This is a genomic window from Mycolicibacterium pulveris (assembly GCF_010725725.1).
Classification (GTDB): Bacteria; Actinomycetota; Actinomycetes; order Mycobacteriales; family Mycobacteriaceae; genus Mycobacterium; species Mycobacterium pulveris.
This window is the reverse complement of sequence record NZ_AP022599.1, coordinates 2,695,589-2,717,049: the sequence shown is the minus strand read 5'-3', so window position 1 is coordinate 2,717,049 and position 21,461 is coordinate 2,695,589. Positions and strand designations below refer to the sequence as shown.

Annotated in this window: 25 protein-coding genes and 1 tRNA gene; 8 read left to right on the top strand and 18 right to left on the bottom strand. The window is 68.4% G+C overall.

Annotated features, from left to right (window positions below):
- The first annotated feature begins 37 nt into the window (after positions 1 to 37).
- Positions 38 to 913, top strand: a complete 876-nt coding sequence (gene gluQRS / locus G6N28_RS13090) for a tRNA glutamyl-Q(34) synthetase GluQRS (protein WP_163900894.1) — start codon at positions 38 to 40, stop codon at positions 911 to 913.
- 76 nt (positions 914 to 989) lie between these two features.
- Here gluQRS and G6N28_RS13085 read toward each other — a convergent pair whose 3' ends face one another.
- Both G6N28_RS13085 and tgt read right to left on the bottom strand, forming a co-directional pair.
- The gene (locus G6N28_RS13085; protein ID WP_163900892.1) at positions 990 to 2,207 is read right to left on the bottom strand and encodes a saccharopine dehydrogenase family protein; all 1,218 of its coding nucleotides are present in this window, start codon (positions 2,205 to 2,207) and stop codon (positions 990 to 992) included.
- 44 nt (positions 2,208 to 2,251) lie between these two features.
- Positions 2,252 to 3,532, bottom strand: a complete 1,281-nt coding sequence (gene tgt / locus G6N28_RS13080) for a tRNA guanosine(34) transglycosylase Tgt (protein ID WP_163900890.1) — start codon at positions 3,530 to 3,532, stop codon at positions 2,252 to 2,254.
- A 26-nt stretch (positions 3,533 to 3,558) separates the two neighbouring features.
- On the opposite strand from tgt, the gene G6N28_RS13075 reads away from it, so the two are divergent.
- On the top strand, positions 3,559 to 3,978 hold the full coding sequence (locus tag G6N28_RS13075) for a lipoprotein LpqH (RefSeq protein WP_163906199.1): 420 nt from the start codon (positions 3,559 to 3,561) through the stop codon (positions 3,976 to 3,978).
- 147 nt (positions 3,979 to 4,125) lie between these two features.
- The gene (locus G6N28_RS13070) at positions 4,126 to 4,590 is read left to right on the top strand and encodes a lipoprotein LpqH (protein WP_163900888.1); all 465 of its coding nucleotides are present in this window, start codon (positions 4,126 to 4,128) and stop codon (positions 4,588 to 4,590) included.
- Positions 4,591 to 4,641: 51 nt separating this feature from the next.
- Here the strand turns inward: G6N28_RS13070 and G6N28_RS13065 are convergent, their stop codons facing one another.
- Positions 4,642 to 4,986, bottom strand: a complete 345-nt coding sequence (locus tag G6N28_RS13065) for a DUF732 domain-containing protein (protein WP_163900886.1) — start codon at positions 4,984 to 4,986, stop codon at positions 4,642 to 4,644.
- A 55-nt stretch (positions 4,987 to 5,041) separates the two neighbouring features.
- Here G6N28_RS13065 and G6N28_RS13060 point away from each other — a divergent pair, with 55 nt between their 5' ends.
- Together G6N28_RS13060 and G6N28_RS13055 are read left to right on the top strand one after the other, a co-directional pair.
- Positions 5,042 to 5,413 carry a hypothetical protein gene (locus G6N28_RS13060; RefSeq protein ID WP_179962069.1) on the top strand — a complete coding sequence of 124 codons (372 nt, stop codon included), beginning with the start codon at positions 5,042 to 5,044 and terminating at the stop codon, positions 5,411 to 5,413.
- An 89-nt stretch (positions 5,414 to 5,502) separates the two neighbouring features.
- Entirely contained in the window at positions 5,503 to 5,955 is a 453-nt protein-coding gene (locus tag G6N28_RS13055) for an ATP-binding protein (protein WP_163900884.1), read from the top strand.
- Here G6N28_RS13055 and G6N28_RS13050 read toward each other — a convergent pair.
- From G6N28_RS13050 to G6N28_RS13025, 6 genes are all read right to left on the bottom strand, one after another.
- On the bottom strand, positions 5,928 to 6,371 hold the full coding sequence (locus tag G6N28_RS13050; RefSeq protein ID WP_163900882.1) for a response regulator: 444 nt from the start codon (positions 6,369 to 6,371) through the stop codon (positions 5,928 to 5,930). The genes G6N28_RS13055 and G6N28_RS13050 overlap by 28 nt on opposite strands.
- On the bottom strand, positions 6,368 to 7,939 hold the full coding sequence (locus G6N28_RS13045; protein WP_163900880.1) for a sensor histidine kinase: 1,572 nt from the start codon (positions 7,937 to 7,939) through the stop codon (positions 6,368 to 6,370). Before G6N28_RS13045 ends, G6N28_RS13050 begins: the two co-directional genes overlap by 4 nt.
- Positions 7,939 to 9,111, bottom strand: coding sequence for a PP2C family protein-serine/threonine phosphatase (locus G6N28_RS13040; RefSeq protein WP_235674557.1), 1,173 nt, complete (start codon positions 9,109 to 9,111; stop codon positions 7,939 to 7,941). Before G6N28_RS13040 ends, G6N28_RS13045 begins: the two co-directional genes overlap by 1 nt.
- 208 nt (positions 9,112 to 9,319) lie before the next feature.
- A tRNA-Ser gene (locus G6N28_RS13035) sits at positions 9,320 to 9,410 on the bottom strand.
- A 41-nt stretch (positions 9,411 to 9,451) separates the two neighbouring features.
- Positions 9,452 to 9,910 (bottom strand): nucleoside deaminase, encoded by a 459-nt coding sequence (locus tag G6N28_RS13030; protein WP_163900879.1) that lies wholly within the window; start codon positions 9,908 to 9,910, stop codon positions 9,452 to 9,454.
- 51 nt (positions 9,911 to 9,961) lie between these two features.
- Positions 9,962 to 10,480 carry a tRNA adenosine deaminase-associated protein gene (locus G6N28_RS13025; protein ID WP_163900877.1) on the bottom strand — a complete coding sequence of 173 codons (519 nt, stop codon included), beginning with the start codon at positions 10,478 to 10,480 and terminating at the stop codon, positions 9,962 to 9,964.
- A gap of 94 nt (positions 10,481 to 10,574) precedes the next feature.
- Here G6N28_RS13025 and G6N28_RS13020 point away from each other — a divergent pair, with 94 nt between their 5' ends.
- A complete protein-coding gene (locus tag G6N28_RS13020) occupies positions 10,575 to 11,555 on the top strand; it encodes a prephenate dehydrogenase (protein ID WP_264072701.1) in 981 nt (326 codons plus the stop codon).
- Here G6N28_RS13020 and G6N28_RS13015 read toward each other — a convergent pair.
- Genes G6N28_RS13015 through G6N28_RS12995 form a run of 5 tightly spaced genes read right to left on the bottom strand, consistent with a single transcriptional unit; the run spans position 11,497 to position 15,611 of the window.
- Positions 11,497 to 12,084 (bottom strand): putative glycolipid-binding domain-containing protein, encoded by a 588-nt coding sequence (locus G6N28_RS13015; protein ID WP_163900873.1) that lies wholly within the window; start codon positions 12,082 to 12,084, stop codon positions 11,497 to 11,499. The genes G6N28_RS13020 and G6N28_RS13015 overlap by 59 nt on opposite strands.
- Complete coding sequence (locus G6N28_RS13010) at positions 12,081 to 12,887, bottom strand: ABC transporter permease (RefSeq protein WP_163906193.1); 807 nt, start codon at positions 12,885 to 12,887, stop codon at positions 12,081 to 12,083. The genes G6N28_RS13015 and G6N28_RS13010 overlap by 4 nt, the downstream gene beginning before the upstream one ends.
- A gap of 5 nt (positions 12,888 to 12,892) precedes the next feature.
- On the bottom strand, positions 12,893 to 13,567 hold the full coding sequence (locus G6N28_RS13005) for an ABC transporter permease (RefSeq protein ID WP_163900871.1): 675 nt from the start codon (positions 13,565 to 13,567) through the stop codon (positions 12,893 to 12,895).
- Positions 13,567 to 14,664, bottom strand: coding sequence for an ABC transporter ATP-binding protein (locus G6N28_RS13000; RefSeq protein WP_163900869.1), 1,098 nt, complete (start codon positions 14,662 to 14,664; stop codon positions 13,567 to 13,569). The genes G6N28_RS13005 and G6N28_RS13000 overlap by 1 nt, the downstream gene beginning before the upstream one ends.
- Positions 14,661 to 15,611: a glycine betaine ABC transporter substrate-binding protein gene (locus G6N28_RS12995; protein ID WP_163900867.1), complete on the bottom strand. Its 951-nt coding sequence runs from the start codon at positions 15,609 to 15,611 to the stop codon at positions 14,661 to 14,663. Before G6N28_RS12995 ends, G6N28_RS13000 begins: the two co-directional genes overlap by 4 nt.
- 85 nt (positions 15,612 to 15,696) lie before the next feature.
- On the opposite strand from G6N28_RS12995, the gene G6N28_RS12990 reads away from it, so the two are divergent.
- On the top strand, positions 15,697 to 16,065 hold the full coding sequence (locus G6N28_RS12990; protein ID WP_163900865.1) for a LapA family protein: 369 nt from the start codon (positions 15,697 to 15,699) through the stop codon (positions 16,063 to 16,065).
- Here G6N28_RS12990 and G6N28_RS12985 read toward each other — a convergent pair.
- The 3 genes from G6N28_RS12985 to G6N28_RS12975 are packed head-to-tail and all read right to left on the bottom strand — an operon-like array spanning position 16,048 to position 18,710.
- Entirely contained in the window at positions 16,048 to 17,010 is a 963-nt protein-coding gene (locus G6N28_RS12985; RefSeq protein WP_163900863.1) for an alpha/beta fold hydrolase, read from the bottom strand. The genes G6N28_RS12990 and G6N28_RS12985 overlap by 18 nt on opposite strands.
- Complete coding sequence (locus tag G6N28_RS12980; RefSeq protein WP_163900860.1) at positions 17,010 to 18,056, bottom strand: phosphotransferase family protein; 1,047 nt, start codon at positions 18,054 to 18,056, stop codon at positions 17,010 to 17,012. Before G6N28_RS12980 ends, G6N28_RS12985 begins: the two co-directional genes overlap by 1 nt.
- A gap of 45 nt (positions 18,057 to 18,101) precedes the next feature.
- Positions 18,102 to 18,710 (bottom strand): histidine phosphatase family protein, encoded by a 609-nt coding sequence (locus tag G6N28_RS12975; RefSeq protein ID WP_163900858.1) that lies wholly within the window; start codon positions 18,708 to 18,710, stop codon positions 18,102 to 18,104.
- A 17-nt stretch (positions 18,711 to 18,727) separates the two neighbouring features.
- Between G6N28_RS12975 and G6N28_RS12970 the strand changes: the two genes are divergently transcribed.
- Positions 18,728 to 19,498, top strand: coding sequence for an SDR family NAD(P)-dependent oxidoreductase (locus tag G6N28_RS12970; RefSeq protein WP_163900856.1), 771 nt, complete (start codon positions 18,728 to 18,730; stop codon positions 19,496 to 19,498).
- Positions 19,499 to 19,580: 82 nt separating this feature from the next.
- Here G6N28_RS12970 and G6N28_RS12965 read toward each other — a convergent pair whose 3' ends face one another.
- Positions 19,581 to 21,458, bottom strand: a complete 1,878-nt coding sequence (locus tag G6N28_RS12965) for an alkyl/aryl-sulfatase (RefSeq protein ID WP_163900854.1) — start codon at positions 21,456 to 21,458, stop codon at positions 19,581 to 19,583.
- Positions 21,459 to 21,461 lie beyond the last annotated feature (3 nt).

Sequence of the window (21,461 nt, the reverse complement as noted above, 5' to 3'; positions counted from 1 at the left end):
GCATGGGGTTCGTCGTCGCTCTGGATAGATTGCACCGATGAACACCGGCAGGTTCGCCCCCAGCCCATCGGCTGACCTGCATATCGGCAATCTGCGCACCGCGGTCCTGGCGTGGCTGTTCGCGCGATCGACGCAGCGGCGCTTCGTGATGCGGGTGGAGGACCTCGACGACCGGACCTTCGCCGACATCGCCGCGCGGCAACTCAAGGACCTGGCCGCAATCGGGGTGACCTGGGACGGCCCGGTCGAGTGGCAATCCGCGCACGCACAGCGGTACGACGCCGTCGTCGCCGACCTCAACGCTCGCGGCCTGCTGTACGAATGTTTCTGCAGCAGAAGGGATATCGCGCAGGCCCCGCGCGCGCCACACGCACCGCAGGGGGCGTACCCGGGTACCTGCCGCGACCTCACCGACGCGGATCGGCAGCGACGCCGCGAGGAGACGGGCCGCCCACCCGCGCTGCGGCTGCGCACCGACGAGATCACCTACACCGTCGAGGATGTGCTGCACGGGCGCTATACCGGCATCGTCGACGACTTCGTGGTGCGCCGCGGTGACGGCGTCGCCGCCTACAACCTCGCCGTGGTGGTCGACGACGCCGCGCAGGGTATCGACCAGGTGGTGCGCGGCGACGACCTGTTGCCGTCCGCGCCGCGCCAGGCGTATCTGGCCCGGCTGCTCGGCTATCCCGAGCCGACGTACGCCCATGTGCCGCTGGTGCTCAACGAGGACGGCGCGCGGCTGGCCAAGCGCGACGGCGCGGTGACGCTGGCCGAGATCGGGGTGGAGCCGGCGCTGGCGCAGATCGCGGGATCGTTGGGTTGGCCGACGGCGACCGACCTCGAGTCGCTGTTAGAGGTGTTCGACCCGGTGCGGCTGCCGCGGCACCCGTGGATCTACCGCCCGAAGTGACCCCTTTCTGGCGCGAACGTGGGTTACCCGCACGCGATCGTCGCTTTAGGCGTGCGGGTAACCCACGTTCGCCGCGTCAGCTTCGCGGCGGCAATTCGGCCTGTCCCCACGGGGAGCCGTACGCGGTCAGCAACTCCAGAAACGGCACCGCGTCGAACGCCTCGGGCCCCAGCACCCCGGCGCCGCTCCAGGTGCCGTCGGCCAGAAGTTCCAGCGCGACAACGGGGTTGATCGCGGTCTGCCAGACCACGCACTGGTGGCCGTACTCGGCCATCGACCACTCGTTGTCGACGACGTGATACAGGTACGTCGATCGCGGGTTGCCGTCCTTACCGGTGCCGGTGACCCACACCCCCGCGCAGGTCTTGCCGCGCATCTTCGGTCCGAGGTGGGCCGGGTCGGGCAGGCAGGCCGCGACCACGTCGCGGGGGCTCACCTCGACGGGACCCACCCTCACCTTCTCGGTGCGGTCCAGGCCGAGCTTGTGCAGCGTCTTGAGCACGCCGATGAACTCCTCGCCGAGGCCGTACTTGAACGTCGCGCGTCGGCAGTTGATCCAACGCGGCATCAGCAGCACCTCTTCGTGCTCGACGTTGACGCACTCGACGGGGCCGATGCCGTCGGGGAAGTCGAAAACCTCCGGCTCGCTGAAGGGCTCGGTGGTGAACCAGCCGCGATCGGCCTCCCAGATCACGGGCGGGTTCAGGCACTCCTCGATGGTGGTCCAGATCGAGAACGACGGGGCGAAGTCGTAGCCGTCGACCGTGAGGTTCGCCCCGTCGCGGGTACCGAGTTCGTCGATGTCGGAGAACAGGTGGTCGGCCGCGTAGCGCGCGAACACGTCGGACAGCCCCGGCTCCACGCCGATGCCGACCAGGGCCAGCCGGCCCGCGTCGCGCCACCGGGCGTCTTGTGCGAACTGTTCGTCGCCGAGCTTGACGCCGGTCTTTTCGAACGGCCGCTCGGGATGGCGCTGCGACAGGCTCATGGCCATATCGAGGTAGTCCGCGCCGCCTGCCAGCGCGCCGGTGAAGATCGGCATGACGAAACGCGGGTCGACGGCGTTCATCACATGCGTGATGTCATGGCGCGCGGCGAGATCGGCCACGGCCTCGGAACTCGAGGCGTCGATCCGTTCGGCGGTGAACCGGAAGTCGGCGACCGCGTCGACGGCCTGCCGGGCGCGGGCCTCGTCGTAGTCGCAGACGACGACCCGGTCGAAGAAGTCGCGCCGCGTCGCGATCGAACAGAACGCCGCGCCCACCCCGCCCGCGCCGATCAGCAGGATTCGCATGCGCTGACGCTACCGGCGCGCCGAGACCGACGAAATGGCGGAAATTACTCGCACTTTTCCGCCCGTTCGTCCCTTTGGGCGGAAGAACGCGCGTAGTAGCGGCCGAGGACGTGGGCGCGCAGCTCGTCGAACTCCCCCGCCCGGATCGCCGCGCGGATCTGGTCGACGAGCCGCACGATGAACCGCTCGTTGTGGATGGTGCACAACGTCGCCGACAGCAGCTCCTTGGCCTTGAACAGGTGATGCAGATACGCCCTGGTGTAGTGCGCGCAGGTGTAGCAGCCGCACTCGGCGTCGATCGGGTTGAAGTCGCGGCGGTAGCGGGCGTTGGTGATGTTGTAGCGGCCGGTGGCCGAGTACACCGCGGCGTTGCGCGCCACCCGCGACGGCGACACGCAGTCGAAGGTGTCCGCGCCCGCGGCGACGGCGGCGAACAAATCGTCGGGCTCGCTGATGCCCAGCATGTGGCGGGGTTTGTCGGCGGGCAGCTCGCTGCACACCCAGCCGACGATGGTGGCCAGGTTCTGCTTCTCCAACGCCCCGCCGATGCCGAACCCGTCGAAGTCGAGCTCCGCGAGCCCACGCGCGGCCTGACGCCGCAGATCCTCGTACTGCGCACCCTGCACGACGCCGAACAACGCCTGCCGCGGCTTGTCCGCAGCGGCCGCGTCGGCCAGCCTGCGGTGCTCGGCCAGGCACCGCAGCGCCCACGCATGCGTGCGCCGCACCGACTGCTCCTGGTAGCCGCGGGTGTTGACCAGCGTGGTCAGCTCGTCGAACGCGAAGATGATGTCGGCGCCCAGCCGGTGCTGAATCCCGATCGACACCTCGGGGGTGAACCGGTGGGTGGACCCGTCCAGATGCGACCGGAACGTCACACCGTCGTCGTCGACGGCGGCCAGCCGCTCCTTGCCCTCGGCGATGATGTCGTCGGCCTGCACCCGTTCGGTGTCCATCGCGAGCACCTTGCGGAACCCGGCGCCCAGCGAGAGCACCTGGAACCCGCCGCTGTCGGTGAACGTCGGGCCCGGCCAGTTCATGAACGCGCCCAGCCCGCCCGCTTCGGCGACGATGTCGGGGCCCGGCTGCAGGTACAGGTGGTAGGCGTTGGCCAGGATGGCCTGCGCCCCCAGCTCTCTCATGGCTTCGGGCAGCACCGCCTTGACCGTGGCCTGGGTGCCGACGGGGATGAACGCCGGGGTGTGGATGTCGCCGTGCGGGGTGCGGATCGTTCCCGCGCGGCCCAGCCGCCCCGGCAGTTCGGCCTCGACGGTGAAGAAGGGCGCCGACGAGTCGCTCGGACGGGCAGTATTCGGCGCGATCACGCCGTAGATTCTGCACTGTGAAAATTCTGTGGCTTGCCGGCGCGGCCCTGCTGCTCGCCGGATGTTCCTCGAACCCGCCGGAGTATGAGCCCGGACCGGGTGAATTGGTCGCGGGCACAGCCGAGGTCGCGGTGAACGGCCAGCAGCCCGAAACCACCACCGCCGTGCAGTGCTCCTCGACCGGACCGTTGACCACGATCACCACCGGCGACCAGACGTCGGGCGTCACGGTGATGGTCTCCAACGAAAACGAGCTCACGGCCGAGAGCGTGAACATCAACGATGTCGGCGGCTTCACCGGCAGCTACAACGCCGGGCTCGGCGATGCCGCCGAGGTCAACATGACCGGGCGCACCTACGACATCACCGGGACCGCCGACGGCTTCGAGACCGCCAACCCCAGTTTCCGGGTATCCGGGACGTTCGACATCAAGGTGTCCTGTTAGCGACACCCGGGGCGTATCTGCAGGTCAACCGTCGCGATCCGGCGCTTTTTTCGGCAAAACCCAGTAATCACGCTGGGACGGCCAACCATACTGACCGAGATGATCCGCCGATCTTGACGGGTCACGACAACACAAAGGAGAACTGTCGTGAAGGTTGGGTACCTGGTTGCCGTCAGTGGCGCGGCGCTTGTCATCGCGGGGCTTTCCGGCTGTGGTTCGGGCGACAACAAGTCCGAGACCACGGGTGAGACGTCGACCGCCGCGGCGGCCGAGGGCAAGACGACCGTCACCATCGACGGCCAGGACCAAGAGGTCCAGGGCACCGTCGTGTGCAGTTCGATGGGCGGCAACACCAACATCGCGATCGGTGATGCGACCACCGGCATCGGCGCGGTGGTCAGCGAAGGCGATTCGCCGACGGTTCAGTCGGTGGGGCTGGGCAACGTCAACGGTGTGACGCTCGGTTACCAGTCGGGCACCGGCCAGGGTGAAGCCAACGTCGAAAAGGACGGCGACACCTACAAGATCACCGGTACCGCCACGGGTGTGGACATGGCCAACCCGCTGCAGCCGGTGAACAAGCCGTTCGAGATCGAGGTCACCTGCCCGTAGGCGGGTGCGACGAAGGCGGCGGCGTCCCGAGCGGGGCGCCGCCGTTCGTCGTTATGCGGGCAGGGTGTAGCCGGCCGCGGACTGGCGCAGCTGCCAGATCTGCGCGGGGCACAGTTCGTTGACCGCCTGGTTGATCAGGTAGGCGCCCTGGTAGTAGTCCGTCGTGTGAAAGTCGGCCTTGACCTGGTCGACCAGTTCCGCGTAGCCCATCTGGGCGGCGACCCGGTCGCAGATGCTGTTGCCGTACCCGATCGCGGCTTCGGCGTTGGGGAAGTTGTAACCCGGCCGCACGTGCACGTTGACGAGATAGGCGACGACGTCGGCGTTGGCGGTGGGCGCGACGACCGCCGCGGCGGTGGCTCCCGCGGTGGCGACGGCGGCGATGGCGAGCTTCATGGCTAGCTAGCCTATTCCGATCCCGCGGTCGGTGTCCTGCACATACGCTAAGCCCATGAGGCTGATGGCTGCAGTGGCGATGGCGTGCGCGTTCGTGGCGGCACCGTTGACGGCCGCGCCGACGGCACCGGCGTTACCCCAGGTCTGCGACGGCGCCGGGTGCGTGCCATACGTCGATCACACCGCGGTGAAGGGCGAGCACTGCGTGCAGAACACCCGGTACAACTTCGGCATGGACGCCGCGGGCAACACGCTGGCGTGCAGTTCACGAAGCGTCTGGATCGAGTCACCGCCGCTGGTGGGCGTGCGGCCCATCCGGCTGCCCTGCGGCGAGGACACGGGCGTCGCTCAATCACCCGACGGGGTTCCGCTCAGCTGCATCGGCGGCGCGTGGACCTCCGATTACAGCGTCCCGTTCTACCGCTGAACCTCGTTTAGGCGAGCGCGCGTCCCGGCCAGTGCCGAAACCGCGTGGCCTACGTGAGTTATCGGCCAAAGGCGGGTACAACCACGGGCGTGGATATCGATGCGCAGCGCCGACGGGTGCGTCCACTGCGGATGAGGGTGCCGGCGACCGCGGATCAACTGACCGACATCCGGCACCGCCTGTTCGACTGGCTCGAACCGCTCGGGGTGTCCAGCACCGTCGCCGCCGACATCGTGCTCGCCGTCAACGAAGCCTGCACCAACTGCATCGAACACGCCTATCGCGGTCTCAAACCCGGCCTGATCGAGGTCGAGGCGGTCGTGGACCATGATTCCCGCGGTGAGCAGATCGCGGTCTGCATCGCCGACTTCGGGACGTGGCGCTCCCCGCCCGCCGAGCCGACCACCAGGGGCCGCGGGCTGCCGATCATGTCCGCGATCAGCGACGGCGTTGACCTCGAACGCACGTCGGCGGGCACCACCGTGCGCATCGCCTTCGCGCTGGCCGGGGAGGTTCAGCGGCCGGGCAACCGGACCACCTGAACGAAGAACTGGTCGATCTGGCGCACCGCCTTCATGAACTGATCGAGGTCGACCGGCTTGGTGACGTAGGCGTTGGCGTGCAGCTTGTAGCTGCGCAGGATGTCCTCTTCCGCGGCGGATGTGGTCAGGACGACCACCGGGATGTGCCTGGGGTCGGGGTCGGACTTGACCGTCTCAAGCAGTTGGCGCCCGTCGTATTTGGGCAGGTTCAAGTCCGGCAGGATCAGGTCCGGTCGCGGCGCGTCCTGATAGGCGCCGCGTCGGTGGAGGAAGTCGAGCCCCTCCTCGCCGTCGCGCGCGACGTGCAGGGTGTTTTTGATCTTGTTGTGTTCGAACGCTTCGCGGGTGATCAGTTCGTCGCCCGGATCGTCTTCGACGAGCAGCACGTCGATGGCCCGACCTTCGTCGGTCGTCATTCGGTGGTTCCTTCCGTGGTGGCGGCGACGGGCTCGTCGGCGGTGATGGGAGTGGTGAAGCGAATTCTCGCTCCGCCGGTGAAGGAGGTGTCGATCCAGATGCTGCCACCATGGTGCTCGACGATCTTCTTGCACAACGCGAGGCCGATGCCGGTGCCGGTGTAGGCGTCGCGGCCGTGAAGGCGCTGAAAGATCACGAAAACCTTGTCCACGAACTCCTCTGGGATACCGATCCCGTTGTCGGACACCGTGATCAGCCATGTGCCGTCGCGCTCGTGGGTGCCCTTCTCACAGTCGACGACGATGTGGGGGGTGAGCCCCTCACGCTGAAACTTCACCGCGTTGCCGATCAGGTTCTGCCACAACATGGTGAGCAGTGTCGGGTCCCCGGTGACGCGTGGGAGCGGCTCACCGCGGCGTTCGATCTGGGCGCCGGACTCCTCGATGACGGTGGACAGGTTGCCGAGCGCGTCGTCCAACGTGTTGCCCAAGTCCACCTCGTCGGAAGCCGCGTTGAGCCGGCCCACCCGGGAGAAGGCGAGCAGATCGTTGATCAACACCTGCATCCGCTTGGCGCCGTCGACAGCGAACTCGATGTACTCCATGCCGCGCGCGTCGAGCTTGCCTCGGTAGCGCTTCTCCAAGAGCTGACAGAACGCGGCCACCTTGCGCAGCGGCTCCTGTAGGTCATGGGACGCGACGTAGGCGAACTGCTCGAGTTCGGCGTTGGACCGTTGCAGATCCAGCGCCTGCTCTGCCAGCTGCGCCTGCGCCGACCGGGTGCTCTCCAGTTCGGTGATGATCCGCTGGCGCATGTCTTCGACATCGGAGGCGATGGCGCGAATGTCCCTGGGGCCGCGCGGCACGATCTTCTCGTCGAAGTTGCCGCTGGTGATCACCCGGCACGAGCGCGCAAGCGCGTCCAGCGGGCGGGTGACCGCCGCGCGCACCAACAGGGCCAGCACGATCGTCGTCGCGAAGATCACCGCCACCACGGCGACCAGGATCGTGTCCCGCCATGTCCGCATCCGCTCGATCGCCTCGACGGCTTCCTCGCGGGTCTGCGACAGGTGCTGGTTCTGCGTTTCGAACAGCCCTCGAATCGCGTCGAACTGTGCCTTGCCACGCTCGGCCAGCACGGCGTCCGGCACGTTCTGCGCCCCGGGTCGCACGCCGGTGATCAGCGGCTCGGCATAGGACGAACGCCAGGCCGCCGCGGCGTGCTCGACGGCGTCGAGGTCGGCGACCAGCTCGGTGCGGTTACCCAGATATCTGCGAATCTCTTGTGCCGCAGCATGTTCAGCGTTCTGCCCGGCGTAGTAGGGGTCGAGGAACCGGGGGTCGCCGGCGATCGCGTATCCGCGCACCGCGGTCTCTTGATCCCGCAGCGCCGCCTGCAGCTGGTACGCCGCGATGCGGGCGGGCTGAATCTCGGCGGTCAGTCGGCGGGAGGCGTCATCGGTCCGGTCCAGCAGCAGCACGACGCCGATCGCGCCGGCGAGCACCACGATGCCCAGAATTGACAGCACCAGGTTTTGCCAGCCCTGAACCGTAGGCTGCCATCGCATCACATCACCGTTCGGGCGACCCGCACGACCGCGATGTCGTCGCTGATGCCGCCGACGGACTGCGCGCGCCGCTCCACGTCGTCGATCAGCGCGCCGACGAACTCCGCGGGCGGCAGCTTCGCGTAGGACCGCGCCAGCTCGAGCAGGCCTGCCTCGCCGAGGCGCTCTCTGCCGCGCCCGGAGCGGCCCTCGAAGAGCCCGTCGGTGAGCAGCACCAGCCCGTGGCCGTCGGGCAGCTCGAACCGGTTCAACGGCCATTCGTAGCCGTTGAGGCCCAGCGCGGGCCCGCACGCGGGTTCGAGCCAGTCGACGGTGTCCGCTCCGTGCAACAACATGCCGGGGTGGCCGGCCGACACCACGTCGAACCCCAGCCCGTCGGGCTCGATCGCGACCGACAGCACGGTCGCGAAGATGCTGGCGCCGGGCCGTTCGGTGGTCAGAATCCGTTCGAGCTGGCGCATCCGCTCGTTGCCGCGCAGCCCGGCGAACGTCAACGCGCGCCACCCGATCCGCAGCGCCACGCCCAGCGCGGCCTCGTCGGGGCCGTGGCCCGCCACGTCGCCGACCATGACGTGCACGGTGCGGTCCGGCGTCTGGATGAAGTCGTAGAAGTCACCGCCCAGCAGCGCGTGCTGACGGCTGGGCCGGTACTGCGCGACGATGTCGACGCCGGGCTGGTCCAGCAGCAGCGGCGAGGGCAGCAGCCCGCGTTCCAGGCGGGCGTTCTCCATCGCCCGCAGTTCGCTGGCGTGCAGCTCGACGGCGGTGAGCTCGGCGCGTTTGCGTTCGATCGCGTAGAGCAGGGCGCGGTGCAGCGCCTCGGGTTCGACGCGGCCCTTGACCAGGTAGTCCTGGGCGCCGGCCGCCAGCGCCGACACCCCGAAGTGTTCGTCGTTCAGCCCGGTCAGCACGACGATCGGCACCGTGACGTCGCACTTGGCGATCTGGTCCAGCGCCTTGATGCCGTCGGCGTCGGGCAGGTCGAGGTCGAGCAGCACGCAGTCGGGCCGGTGCACGGCGATTTCCTGTTCGGCCTGCTCGATCGATTTGGCCCAGGTCAGCTCGATGGCGGCGGCGGCGTCGTCGACCAGTTCCTCGACCAGCACCGCGTCGGCGCGGTCGTCCTCGACCAGCAGCACCGAGAACGGCCGGCTGCTACCGCTTCTTGGCATCACACCGCCACCCGCTGGCTCGGGTTCATACAGCGCACGCATCGGTAACCAGGCCTCCCACGTAGGTCACCGTGGTCGTCCTGACCCTTCTTTAGTGACGTTTCAGACAATAGCGGGCATATCCACCGCACGCCGAAGTTACGAATGTTGACACTTCTTTCTCGACGTGAGCGTCAAAACCGTGCGCTTCGGTGCGGTGGGAAGAAGTTGGCGGTGGCGGAGGGATTTGAACCCTCGGACGGGGGTTACCCGTCACACGCTTTCGAGGCGTGCTCCTTAGGCCGCTCGGACACGCCACCGTGTGGCAGCTTACCGGGCACCCGCCCTGCTGTTCCAATCGCTACTGCGATCGCTGCCTGGCGAAGAACTCCTCCAGCGGCGCCGCACACTCCTCGGCCAGCACACCCCCGCGCACCTGCGGCCGATGCGTCAGCCGCCGGTCGCGGACCACGTCCCACAGCGAGCCCACCGCCCCGGTCTTGGGTTCCCACGCCCCGAACACCAGCCGCGCCACCCGCGCCATGACCAACGCCCCCGCGCACATCGTGCAGGGTTCGACGGTGACCGCCAGCGTGGTGCCTTCCAGCCGCCACCCGCCGCCGAGCGCTTGGGCCGCCGCCCGCATCGCGAGGATCTCGGCGTGCGCGCTGGGGTCGCCCAGCGCCTCGCGGGCGTTGGCCGCGCGCGCCAATTCGGTGCCGTCGGCCGCGACGATCACCGCGCCGACCGGCACATCGCGGGGTCCGGCGCCGCGGGCGGCATCCAGCGCGTCGCGGATGAGCTGCTCGTCCGTCCTCATGATTTGTGTGCGTTCACGAGCTGTGGGCGCAACAAAACGCGCACAAATCGCCTATCGGCCAAGGCGCTCGAGCACCTTCGACAGCTCATCGGCGAACCCCATCTCCCGCGCGATCCGGCCCAGCTGTTCGTCGGCGTAGAGGTCGGTCTCGTCGAGGATCACGCTGAGCACCGCGTCGGGCAGGCCGACGTCGGACAGCAGGCCCAGGTCGCCTTCCTCGAACGGTTCGGCCTCGTCGAGGTCCTCCGGCCCGATGTCGGCGTCCAGTTCCTCCAACACCTCGGCGGCGATGTCGTAGTCCAGCGCCGCGGTCGCGTCCGACAACAGCAGCCGGGTGCCGGCCGGGGCGGGCCGCACGATCACGAAGAACTCGTCGTCGATGTCCAACAACCCGAAGACCGCTCCGGCACTGCGGATCTCGCGCAGTTCGGTTTCGGCAGCGGCCAAACTCGTCAATGCCGCACGGCGCATCGGTGCGCAACGCCACTTGCCGTCCTCGCGCACCACCGCCACCCCGAAGCCGTCGGGCATGTCGGGCTGCTCTTGCGCCGGCGCACGCTGTGCTCCCATGTCGGCCTACGGTAGTCGCCGACCAGGCCATTTACCAGGACATCAGCCGGAGCCTGACGTCGGCCGACGCCGCAGGATGTGGAAACCTGAAGGGGTGACGAAGACGCCCGTTTGCGTGGTCGGCCTGGGATTGATCGGCGGCTCGGTGATGCGCGCCGCCGCGGCCGCCGGGCGGGAGGTCTTCGGCTACAACCGGTCCCTGGAGTCCGTTTCGGCGGCCAGGGCCGACGGGTACGACGCCACCGACGACATCGACGAGGCGCTGTTACGGGCCGCCGACCGCAACGCGCTGGTCGTGCTGGCCGTCCCGGTCCCGGCGCTGCCGCTGATGTTGGGGCACGTCCGCGAACTGGCTGCCGAGTGCCCGCTGACCGACGTCACCAGCGTGAAAAGCGCTGTGCTGCAAGAGGTCCGAAACTTCGGGCTGCTGGAACGCTTCGTCGGCGGACATCCGATGGCGGGCACCGCGCACTCCGGATGGGACGCGGGCGACGCCCGGATGTTCGTCGACGCGCCATGGGTGGTCAGCGTGGACGACCATGTCCAGCCCGGCATCTGGGCCGAGGTGACGGCGTTGGCGCTGGACTGCGGCGCGTTCGTCGTGCCCGCACGCTCCGACGAGCACGACGCCGCGGCCGCCACCATCTCGCATCTGCCCCACCTGCTCGCCGAGGCGCTGGCCCTCACCGCGGGCGAGGTTCCGCTGGCGTTCGCACTGGCCGCGGGGTCGTTTCGGGACGGTACCCGCGTCGCGGCCACCGCGCCCGATCTGGTGCGGGCGATGTGTGAGGCCAATGCCGATCAGCTCGTCCCGGTGCTTGAGCGCTCGCTTGAGCTGCTGAACCACGCGCGCGACGCGCTGGTGGCGCAGCGCCCGCTGAGCGATCTGATCGACGCAGGCCACGCCGCCCGCGTGCGCTACGACAGCTTCAGCCGACCCGAGATCGTCACGATCGCCGTCGGGGAGGAGAACTGGCGTGAGGAACTCGCCGCCGCGGGACGTGCGGGCGGGGTGATCAGATCCGCTCTGCCAGTCCTGGGTAGTCGAGGGGAAAGCCCTCGGCGTCGACGGTGATCGTGGTGTCGGCGACCGGTGAGTGCAGCTTGATGCCGTCGGCGGCGCTGCTGTAGCTGATCACCGCCGAGTCCACGGACACCTCCGGCAGCCGCACGTAGACCACCGGGCAGGTGATCGAGTCCGAGCGCTGGTGCAGCCCGGTGCGACGGATGGGCAGGGCGTTGAAGAACGGGCTGTAGACCACGTCGACGTCGAGGGCGCCGTCGAACGCCGAGCGGGTCGATTGGCCGGTGTGGTCCTGCACCAGCCACATGTTCTCTTCGTCGCGGGCGATCGACAGCTGGCGTTCCCGCTCGGCGAGGGTGACGGTCAGCGAGAGCCGGTTGGTGGCCCCTGCCTCGTCGGTGACCAGGTTGTAGGAGGCCGAGAACGCCGGGTGCGACGACGTCGCGGCGGCGACGATCCGGCCGTAGGCCTTGATCCGGTTGCCTGCCAACTGCACCCGCACCGATTCCATGCGAGCCACATCGTGCGCCCGCCACGTCAAAATCGCCGGCCATGCGCTCGGGGTGCCTGCGTCGCTCACCCCTCTACGGTAAGCGACGGGTCTCCGCGCCCGTACCGCGACTCCGACGTGCCGGCCGCGGTGGCCTGGGAGGCCCTGCACCCCTGGGAATCGAGCAGCACCTCGTCGTCGAGCAGGGGCTGCGGCATGCGCCCGAACCGGCGCAGCCGACCGGTCCCCGGCACCGACGCCCATACCGCGAACGCCAGCGCGGCGTCGAGGATCAGCGCCAGCGCGGTCACCATCAACGCCCCGACCAGCGCGATGTGGAACTGGCGCACCTTGATGCCGTCGATCAGGTAGCGGCCCAGGCCGCCGAGGCTGGCGTAGGCGGCGACGGTCGCGGTCGCGACGATCTGCAGGGTGGCGGTGCGCAGCCCGCCCAGGATCAGCGGCAGCGCGTTGGGCACCTCGACGCGCAGCAGCACCCGTGTCTCGGTCATGCCCATCGAGCGCGCGGCGTCGACCACCGTGCGGTCCACGTTGGCGATACCGGCGTAGGTCCCGGCCAGCAGCGGCGGGATGCCCAGCAGCATCAGCGCCACCGTCGGCCCGACCAGGCCGAGGCCCCACAGCAGCACGCCGAGCAGCAGCACACCCAGCGTCGGCAGTGCGCGCAAGGCGTTGACCCCGGTGACGATGACGAACGTGCCCCGCCCGGTGTGCCCGATGAGCATCCCGATCGGGACCGCGATCAGCGCCGAGAAGACCACCGCCAGCACGGTGTACTGGAGATGCTCACCGATGCGGGCGGCCAGGCCCGCGGGCCCACCCCAGTTGGCGGCCGTGAAGATGTACGCCAGCGCGTCGGTGAGAAACGTCATCGGGCTCATCCGGCGACCACCTTGATGGCGTCCGCCCGGCTGACACGCGCGGCGCGCGTCCAGGGCGTCATCGCGCGGCCCGCCAGCAGGATCAGGGTGTCGACAACGACCGCCAGAACGAAGATCGCGATGATGCCCGCGATGATCTGATCGCTCTTGTTGGCTTGATAGCCCTCGGTGAACCAGGTGCCCAACCCTCCGATGCCGATCACCGAGCCCACCGACACCATCGAGATGTTCGTGACCGCGATGACGCGAAGGCTGGCGACCAGCACCGGGACCGACAGCGGCAGTTCGACTTTGAGCATCCGGGTCAGCGGACGGTAGCCGACCGCGGTGGCGGCGTCGCGCACCGGTTCGGGTACCGCGTCGAGCGCCTCGGGCACCGCGCGCACCAACAGCGCGCACGTGTATAGCGTCAGCGCGACGATGACGTTGGCCTCGTCGAGGATCCGGGTCGGAATGATCAACGGCAACACCACGAACAGCGCCAGCGAGGGAATGGTGAAGACGATGCTCGCCGTCACGGTGGTCAGCCTGCGCAGAAACGTGGTGCGCTGCACCAGCGCACCGAGCGGCACCGCGATCAACAGGCCCAGCACGATCGGGATCAACGACAGCCGTACGTGGATGACCGTCAGCGCCCACGCCGTGTCGAGGTGCGTCAGCAAATAACGCATCAAGCGTTCCTCTGCTGCCTCAGCGCGGCGAGCACGTCGGAGGCCAGCACCCCGCCGATCGGTCTGCCATCGGCGTCGACGGCCACCCCGATCCCCGACGGCGCCGACAGCGCGGCGTCGAGCGCTTGGCGCAGTGAGCCGTTGGGCGGAAACAGCGATCCGCCCGCGGTGGTGCTGTCGTAGAGCGAGCCGCCGTTGCGGTGCTGCTCGACGCCGTCGGCGTCGATCCACGCATGCGGGGTACCGTCGGGCTTTCGTACCAGCACCCAGTCGTCCGGACCGAGGGCAAGAGCGTCGATCTCGGCTTCGGCGACGGATCTGATGTCGTGCAGCGGAAGCCCACTGGAGTGGCGGAACTGCAGGCCGCGGTAGCCGCGGTCGGCGCCGATGAACCCGGCGACGAAATCGTTGGCCGGGTTGGACAGCAGCCGCGCCGGCGCGTCGAACTGCTGCAGCACACCGCCGCGACCGAACACCGCGACCTTCTCGCCGATCTTGACAGCCTCGTCGATGTCATGGGTGACGAACACGATCGTCTTGTGCAATTCGCTTTGCAGGCGCAGAATTTCGGTCTGCAGCTCCTCACGCACCACGGGGTCGACAGCGCTGAACGGCTCGTCCATCAACAGGATCGGCGGGTCCGCGGCCAGCGCCCGCGCCACCCCGACACGCTGTTGTTGCCCGCCGGACAGCTGGGCGGGATACCGGTTGGCCAGCGCGGGGTCCAAGCCGACGCGTTCCAGCACATTCAGCGCGGCTTTGCGTGCGGAGCGCCGGGATTCGCCTTTGAGCACCGGCACCGTCGCAACGTTGTCGATGACGCGCTGATGCGGCATCAGGCCCGCGTTCTGAATGACGTAGCCGATGCCGAGGCGCAGCTTCACCGGGTCGACGGTGCTGACGTCGTTGCCGTTCACGGTCAAAGTGCCCGACGTCGGCTCGATCATGCGGTTGATCATCCGCATGGACGTGGTCTTGCCGCAGCCCGACGGCCCGACGAACACCGCGAGCGTGCCCGTCGGCACCTGCAGGCTCAGCTCGTCGACGGCGACAGTGCCGTCGGGATACCGTTTGGTGACGGCGTCGAAGACAATCATCGGGTCACCGGCTTGTCGAACCCGTTGTCCTGTACCCACTTTCGCGCCGCCTCGTCGGGGTCGACTCCTCTGTTGCCCTCCACCGCGCTGTTCATCTCGATGAGCCCCTCGGTGGTCAGCGCGGCCGATACGGCGTCGAGCACGATCTTGAGCTCGTCGGACATCTTCTGCGAGGCGACGAGCGGCATGACGTTGGCGGCCGGGAAGTTGTTCTTCGGATCCTCAAGCACCACAAGGTCATTCTGCGGTATCGCCGGTGAGGTGCTGAAGATGTTGGCGGCCGTCACGGTGCCGTCGACCAGCGCGCGCACCGTCGCCGGCCCGCCGCCGTCGCTGATCGAGACGAAGTTGCCCGGCGGGATATCGACCCCGTAGTTCTGCCGCAGCCCCGGCAACCCCTCGGCGCGGTCGAGGAACTCCGAGGGGCCACCGAACTTGACCTCGGCCGAGTGCGGGGCGAGATCGCCGATGGTGGTGAGGTTCCACTTCTCGGCGGTCTCGCGGGTGACGGCGACGGTGTCTTTGTCCTCGGCCCGCGACGGCGGCAGCATCGACAGGTCGCCCGGTAACGCCCGCAACAGCGCCAATTCGATTGCGTCGGGCGCGGTCACGGTCGACGTCGGGTCGAAGTAGTTCAGGAGGTTGCCGGTGTATTCGGGGATCAGGTCGATGGAGTGGTCCCGCACCGCGGGGATGTAGGTTTCGCGGCTGCCGATGCCGAACTGGCGGGACACCGTGAAACCGTTGGCTTCCAACGCCTGCGCGTAGATCTCGGCGAGGATCTTGCTCTCGGGGAAGTCCGCGGACCCGACGGTGATCGTCTTGAGATCGCCGGACACGGTTCCGCCGCCGAGCGGGTTCGAGCTGCCGCAGCCGGCGCACACCAACCCGAACAGCAGCACCGTCACGGCCACACTCCACCTGCCGGCCCGGCCCTTGCCGCCCATAACTCGAGTCCTTTCGGCGCGCTCGTGTGGCCGACACTATCGACTGGTGGTTTCATTCGCCGCAGGAAAGGGTCAAGATGGACCCATGACCAGCGATCCCGCGCAGCCGCCCGGCCCTGCCGAGCAACCCTCGAGGGGAACTCCGCCCGAGCCGACCGGCACCGCCGGCGAGTACCTTCTGCAGCCGGAGTCTGCGGTCAAGTTCACCCGGGCGGCGGCGCTGTGGTCGGCGCTGATCGCCGGGTTCGTGATCCTGATCGTGCTGCTGGTGTTCATCATGCAGAACACCGACTCGACCACCATCAACTTCTTTGTGTGGGAGTGGAATCTGCCTGTGGGCGTGGCGATTCTGCTGGCCGCCGTGTGCGGCGGGCTGTTGGCCGTCGCGATCGGCACCGCCCGGATGGTGCAGTTGCGCCGAGCCGCGAAGAGGAACCTAGGCTCCCGCAGCTGATCTGCGGACTTGATCTGCCAGCACATCCGGGTGGCTGTACGGGACCATGTGGCCGCCGTCGACCGTGATCAGCTCGGAGTTGGGCAGGTCAGCGGCCAGCCGCCGGGCATGGTCGAAGTCGACGAGTTGGTCACCCTGTGCGCCGATAATCACCGAGGGCACCTCGATCTGCGGCACGTTCTCGTCGACCCAGCGCGCGGTGTCGTCGAACTCCAGTTGGTCGGACGCCAGCGCCGCGAGGTTGCCCGGCGCCATCGTCACCGACAGCAGCCGCTGCTCGTAACCGGGATCGAGAGGCTCCGGATCGAACGCGTGGCCCGCCCCGGCGGTTGCCGACACCTTCCTGATCACGTTGCCCGCGGTGGCGTCGAGCACGGGGCGGATGACGGGCAGTTGGCTGAACCGGATGAAGCGGGCCTGCATCAGGTCTGGAGTGGACGAGCGGAGCCCTCCGGCGCCAGGCGCCACGAGCACCATGCCGGCGACGTCCTGCGGATACCGGCGCGCGACGCCCAGCGCGAGCGTGCCCCCGAACGAGTGCCCGACCAGAATCGCCGGGGCGAGGTCGAGCCGCGTCAACATCTCGTGCACCAGATCGATCTGCTCCTGGTAGGGCAGCCAACCGCCCTGAGACCAGCCGAAACCCGGCCGGTCGAACGAAACCACATGCAGGCCTTGCAGTTTCGGCATCACCGGGTCGAAGTCCTTGTGGGTGCCGGGCAGCCCGTGGATCAGCACCACCGGAACACCCTGGCCGGGCTGCTCGATGTAGTGAATGTCCTTGCCGCGCAAGCTGAGATACTCGCCGTCGGCCGCGGGCATCGCCGGCATCCGGCCCCAGGTGTGGTTGAGCACCGTCACCGCGACGAGCAGAACCACCAGCGACAAGACGCAGGAGCGGGCAGTCCGACGCCCCTTAGCCTTCTTCTGCGTCTGCTCGACCATCAGGGGTTCAGCGTCTTGAGGCCCTCGGCGATCAGCGGGCCCACCGCCTGGTCCACCTGCTCGGCGTCGTCGGCCACACCGCCGCCCATCCGGGCGCGGAAGGCGATGCCCGCGGCGATGATCGCCACCTTGAAGAACCCCAGCGCCAGGTAGAAGTCCCAGTTGTCCAGCGACTGGCCCGAGGCCACCGCGTACCGGTTGGCCAGGTCGTCAACCTCCGGCATCAGCGCCGACGCCCACGCCGAGCTCGCGTGGATGACGTTGAACATCGGATGGCGGTACACGCACATCAGCGCCGCGTCGCTGATCGGGTCACCGAGGGTCGACATCTCCCAATCCAGCACGGCCAGCACCCTGGTGGGGTCGTCGGCGTCGAGCATCGTGTTGTCGATGCGGTAGTCGCCGTGCACGATCGCGCTGCGGCTCTGCGGCGGGATCGCCTCGGCGAGCGCACCGTGCAGGCGTCGCACGTCGGCGTCGCTCGGATCGTTCTCCCGGCGCACGAGCTCCCATTGGCCGCCCCACCGCCGGACCTGGCGTTCGAGGTATCCGCTGGGCTTGCCGAAATCGCCGAGGCCCACCGCGTCCGGGTCGACGGCGTGCAGGTCGGCGAGCACCTTGATCAGCGCGTCCACGCAGTCGCTGATCGTGCCCTTGTCGCCGAGCGCCTCGAGCTCCTCAAGCTCGCTGGCGTAGCGCACCACCCGGCCCTCGACGTACTCGACCATCTGGAACGGCGCGCCGAGCACGGCGTCGTCGTCGCTCATCGTCACCGCGGGCGCCACCGGCACCGGGGTGTCGGCCAGCGCGGCGACCACCCGGTATTCGCGGGCCATGTCGTGCGCCGACGGGGTCAGGCCGTGCAGCGGCGGGCGGCGCAGCACCCACTTCGACGCGTCGTCGCGCACCAGGAACGTCAGGTTGGACCGGCCGCCGGCGATCAGTTCGGCGCGCAGGTCACCGCTGCGCGGGACGCCGACAGCACGAAGATGGCGGTCGAGGGCGTCGAGATCCAGCCCCTCCGGGGACGCGGGTGGTGTAGTCACGGCATTTGTCTACCACCTGCCCGAATGGGCGGTGCGCGCAAGCGCTCACCACCGCTGGTTTCGCGGCAGCAGATCCCATACGTGTTCGGTGCCGTTGACCGAGGCCACATACATCGGGCCCGAGCGGGAGGACAACAGCCGGGTGACCCCCGCATAGTCGACGCTGACGCACAGCACCTTCTCGGTGCGCAGGATGGTGTGCACCAGCCCGTTGATCACCCCGCCGTGGCTGAACACCGCGACGGTGTCCTCGTGGTCGCCCGCGGCCACCACGTCCCCGATGGCCTCGTTGATGCGCTTGAGGAACGCCGTCTCGTCGACGCTGCTGGGCAGGTGCCCGCTGGCCAGCCGGGCCATCTCCTCGGGGTACTCGGCGGCGATCTGCTCGATCGGGATGTAGTGCGGCAGGTCGCGGTCGTATTCGGCCAGCCGCGCGTCGATCTCGACGGGCAGGCCGAGCGTGTCGGCGACCGGTTGCGCGGTCTGGATGGCCCGTCGCTGCGGGCTGCTGACCAGCCGGGTGATCGGGAATCGGGTGAGCGCGTCGGGCAGCCTGGCCGCCTGTTTGATCCCCTCCTCGCACAGGTCGGGATCGGAGCCCTGGCCCGGTTCACTGCGGTGCGGCAATGCATGCCGGATGAGTAGCAACTGCACCGTGACACCATATGGTCATGACTTCTCGGGAGTACGCCGACGAACTTTTCGACCTGACGGATCGGGTGGTGTTGATCACCGGCGGCAGCCGGGGGCTGGGCCGGGAGATGGCGTTCGCGGCGGCGCACTGCGGCGCCGACGTCATCATCGCCAGCCGCAAGTACGACGCGTGCGCGGCCACCGCGGAGGAGATCACCGCGGCGACGGGCCGCCGGGCGTTCCCGTATCAGGTGCACGTCGGGCGCTGGGATGAGCTCGACGGGCTGGTCGACGCGTCCTATGAGCAGTTCGGCAAGGTCGACGTGCTGATCAACAACGCGGGCATGTCGCCGCTGTACGAATCGCTGACCTCGGTCAGCGAGAAGCTGTTCGACTCGGTGATCAACCTCAACCTCAAGGGGCCGTTCCGGTTGTCGGCTCTGGTCGGCGAACGGATGGTGGCCGACGGCGGCGGGTCGATCATCAACGTCAGCTCCAGCGGATCGCGCCGCCCGCAGCCGGCGCAGTTGCCCTACTCGGCCGCCAAGGCCGGCCTCAACGCGTTGACCGAAGGGCTCGCGCTGGCGTTCGGGCCGACGGTGCGGGTCAACACGTTGATGCCCGGGCCGTTCCTCACCGACATCAGCAAGGCCTGGGACATCCCGGCGATGGAGAAGGGCGCGCAGCACTTTGCGTTGCAGCGTCTCGGTAAACCCCACGAAATCGTCGGCGCTGCCCTGTATCTGGCGTCCGACGCGTCGAGCTACACCTCGGGGTCGATCATCCGCGTCGACGGCGGCATCCCCTAGTCCTTTGGCGCCGCGAAATAGCATTCCGGGTCGTGATTCGCCGCCGACCGCAGCCTGGAATGCTATTTCGCGCGCAACTCGGCTACGGGGTGACGATGTTGAAGGCCGGGTCGGGCCGGTCGACGACGGCCAGCAGCGACGTCAGCACCGCGGTGTCACCGGTGACGTCCAGGCCGGGTGAGTCGTTGTCGCCGGCGGCTAGCGCCAACAGCCGCAACGTGTCGGCGACCTGAACGCCGGCCTGCGCGGTGGCTTCGTCGGCGGGCACCTGCCGGTGCACCAGCACCCCGTTGCGCAGGCTCAGCCGGTAGTTGGTGCCGGTGTCGAGGAACGTCACGTCGACGGCGATGTCCAGATCCCATGCGCCCGGCCCGTTCACGCTGATCGCGAGGATGTCGAAGATCTGCTCCGGAGTCAGCTGCGCCAGCAGCGTCGGTGCCGACGGCTGGGTGGCGGTGCCGAAGTTGCCGTCACGCAACTCGGCGGCGCCGGACAGAAAGAAGTTGCGCCACACGGCGTTCTCCGCGCCGTAGGCCAGTTGTTCCAGCGTGTCGGCGTAGAGTCCGCGGGCTTGAGCGTGGTTCTCGTCGGTGAAGATCACGTGGTCGAGAAGCGTTGCAGCCCAGCGGAAGTCACCGTTATCGAAGGCGGCACGGGCGAGCTCGACGACGCGGTCGACACCGCCCATCGCCTCGACGTAGCGCGGCCCGATCGCCTCAGGCGGATGCGGCCACAGCCGGGCGGGGTTGCCGTCGAACCAGCCCATGTAGCGCTGGTAGACGGCCTTGACGTTGTGGCTGACCGACCCGTAGTAGCCGTGGGTGTGCCAGGCCTTGTGCAGCGCGGGCGGCAGCTGGAACTGCTCGGCGATCTCCACGCCGGTGTAGCCCTGGTTGAGCAGCCGTAGCGTCTGATCGTGCAGGTAGGCGTACAGATCGCGTTGCACCGACAGGTAGTCGACGATGCGGTCGCGTCCCCACGTCGGCCAGTGGTGCGAAGCGAACACGACGTCGGTGCGGTCGGCGAACCTGTCGATCGCCTCGGTGAGGTAGCCGGCCCACACGTGCGGGTCGCGCACCAGCGCACCGCGCAGGGTCAGCAGGTTGTGCAGGTTGTGCGTTGCGTTTTCGGCCATGCACAGCGCGCGGTAACGCGGGAAGTAGAAGTGCATCTCGGCGGGCGCCTCGGTGCCCGGCGCCATCTGGAACTCGATCTCGACGCCGTCGAAGGTGTGCGTCTCGCCGGTGCGGGTGATGTCGATCGTCGGCACGATCAACGCCACCTCACCGGTCGAGGTGCGTTGGCCCAGTCCGCAGCCCACCTGGCCCTGCACGCCGATCGGTAGTCGGGTGCCGTACATGTAGGTGGCGCGCCGGGCCATCGCCGTTCCGGCGTACACGTTTTCCTGCACGGCGTGTTCGGTGAAGTGTTCGGGCGCGATGACCGCGACCCTGCCCGCGTCGACGTCGGCCTGTGTGGTCACGCCGAGCACGCCGCCGAAATGGTCGACGTGGCTGTGCGTGTAAATGACCGCGACGACGGGCCGCTCGCCGCGGTGCGCGCGGTACAGCGCGAGCGCGGCGGCCGCGGTTTCGGTGCTGATCAACGGGTCGATGACAATGACGCCGGTGTCGCCCTCGATGAAGCTGATGTTGGACAGATCGAACCCGCGCACCTGATAGATGCCCTCGACGACCTCGTAAAGCCCTTGCTTGGCGCACAACTGGCTTTGCCGCCACAGGCTGGGATGCACCGACGGCGGCGCATCACCGCCCAGGAACCCATAAGCGTCGTTGTCCCACACCACCCTGCCGTCGGCCGCCTTGATGACGCACGGGCTCAGCGCGGTGAGAAATCCGCGGTCGGCGTCGTCGAAATCCGCGGTGTCGTCGAAGGGCAGCTCGGCGAAGTGCTCGCGGTGCGCGGATTCGATGACGGCGGTCGGCGGCTTCTGTTCCATGCC

Excerpts from the sequence above, each read along its gene's own strand:
- gluQRS (WP_163900894.1), top strand. The coding sequence starts at position 38 with ATGAACACCGGCAGGTTCGCCCCCAGCCCATCGGCTGACCTGCATATC.
- G6N28_RS13085 (WP_163900892.1), bottom strand. The coding sequence starts at position 2,207 with ATGCGAATCCTGCTGATCGGCGCGGGCGGGGTGGGCGCGGCGTTCTGT.
- G6N28_RS13065 (WP_163900886.1), bottom strand. The coding sequence starts at position 4,986 with ATGAAGCTCGCCATCGCCGCCGTCGCCACCGCGGGAGCCACCGCCGCG.
- G6N28_RS13060 (WP_179962069.1), top strand. The coding sequence starts at position 5,042 with ATGAGGCTGATGGCTGCAGTGGCGATGGCGTGCGCGTTCGTGGCGGCA.
- G6N28_RS13050 (WP_163900882.1), bottom strand. The coding sequence starts at position 6,371 with ATGACGACCGACGAAGGTCGGGCCATCGACGTGCTGCTCGTCGAAGAC.
- G6N28_RS13045 (WP_163900880.1), bottom strand. The coding sequence starts at position 7,939 with ATGCGATGGCAGCCTACGGTTCAGGGCTGGCAAAACCTGGTGCTGTCA.
- G6N28_RS13040 (WP_235674557.1), bottom strand. The coding sequence starts at position 9,111 with ATGCCAAGAAGCGGTAGCAGCCGGCCGTTCTCGGTGCTGCTGGTCGAG.
- G6N28_RS13030 (WP_163900879.1), bottom strand. The coding sequence starts at position 9,910 with ATGAGGACGGACGAGCAGCTCATCCGCGACGCGCTGGATGCCGCCCGC.
- G6N28_RS13025 (WP_163900877.1), bottom strand. The coding sequence starts at position 10,480 with ATGGGAGCACAGCGTGCGCCGGCGCAAGAGCAGCCCGACATGCCCGAC.
- G6N28_RS13010 (WP_163906193.1), bottom strand. The coding sequence starts at position 12,887 with ATGACGTTTCTCACCGACGCGCTGGCGTACATCTTCACGGCCGCCAAC.
- G6N28_RS13005 (WP_163900871.1), bottom strand. The coding sequence starts at position 13,567 with ATGCGTTATTTGCTGACGCACCTCGACACGGCGTGGGCGCTGACGGTC.
- G6N28_RS13000 (WP_163900869.1), bottom strand. The coding sequence starts at position 14,664 with ATGATTGTCTTCGACGCCGTCACCAAACGGTATCCCGACGGCACTGTC.
- G6N28_RS12995 (WP_163900867.1), bottom strand. The coding sequence starts at position 15,611 with ATGGGCGGCAAGGGCCGGGCCGGCAGGTGGAGTGTGGCCGTGACGGTG.
- G6N28_RS12990 (WP_163900865.1), top strand. The coding sequence starts at position 15,697 with ATGACCAGCGATCCCGCGCAGCCGCCCGGCCCTGCCGAGCAACCCTCG.
- G6N28_RS12985 (WP_163900863.1), bottom strand. The coding sequence starts at position 17,010 with ATGGTCGAGCAGACGCAGAAGAAGGCTAAGGGGCGTCGGACTGCCCGC.
- G6N28_RS12970 (WP_163900856.1), top strand. The coding sequence starts at position 18,728 with ATGACTTCTCGGGAGTACGCCGACGAACTTTTCGACCTGACGGATCGG.
- G6N28_RS12965 (WP_163900854.1), bottom strand. The coding sequence starts at position 21,458 with ATGGAACAGAAGCCGCCGACCGCCGTCATCGAATCCGCGCACCGCGAG.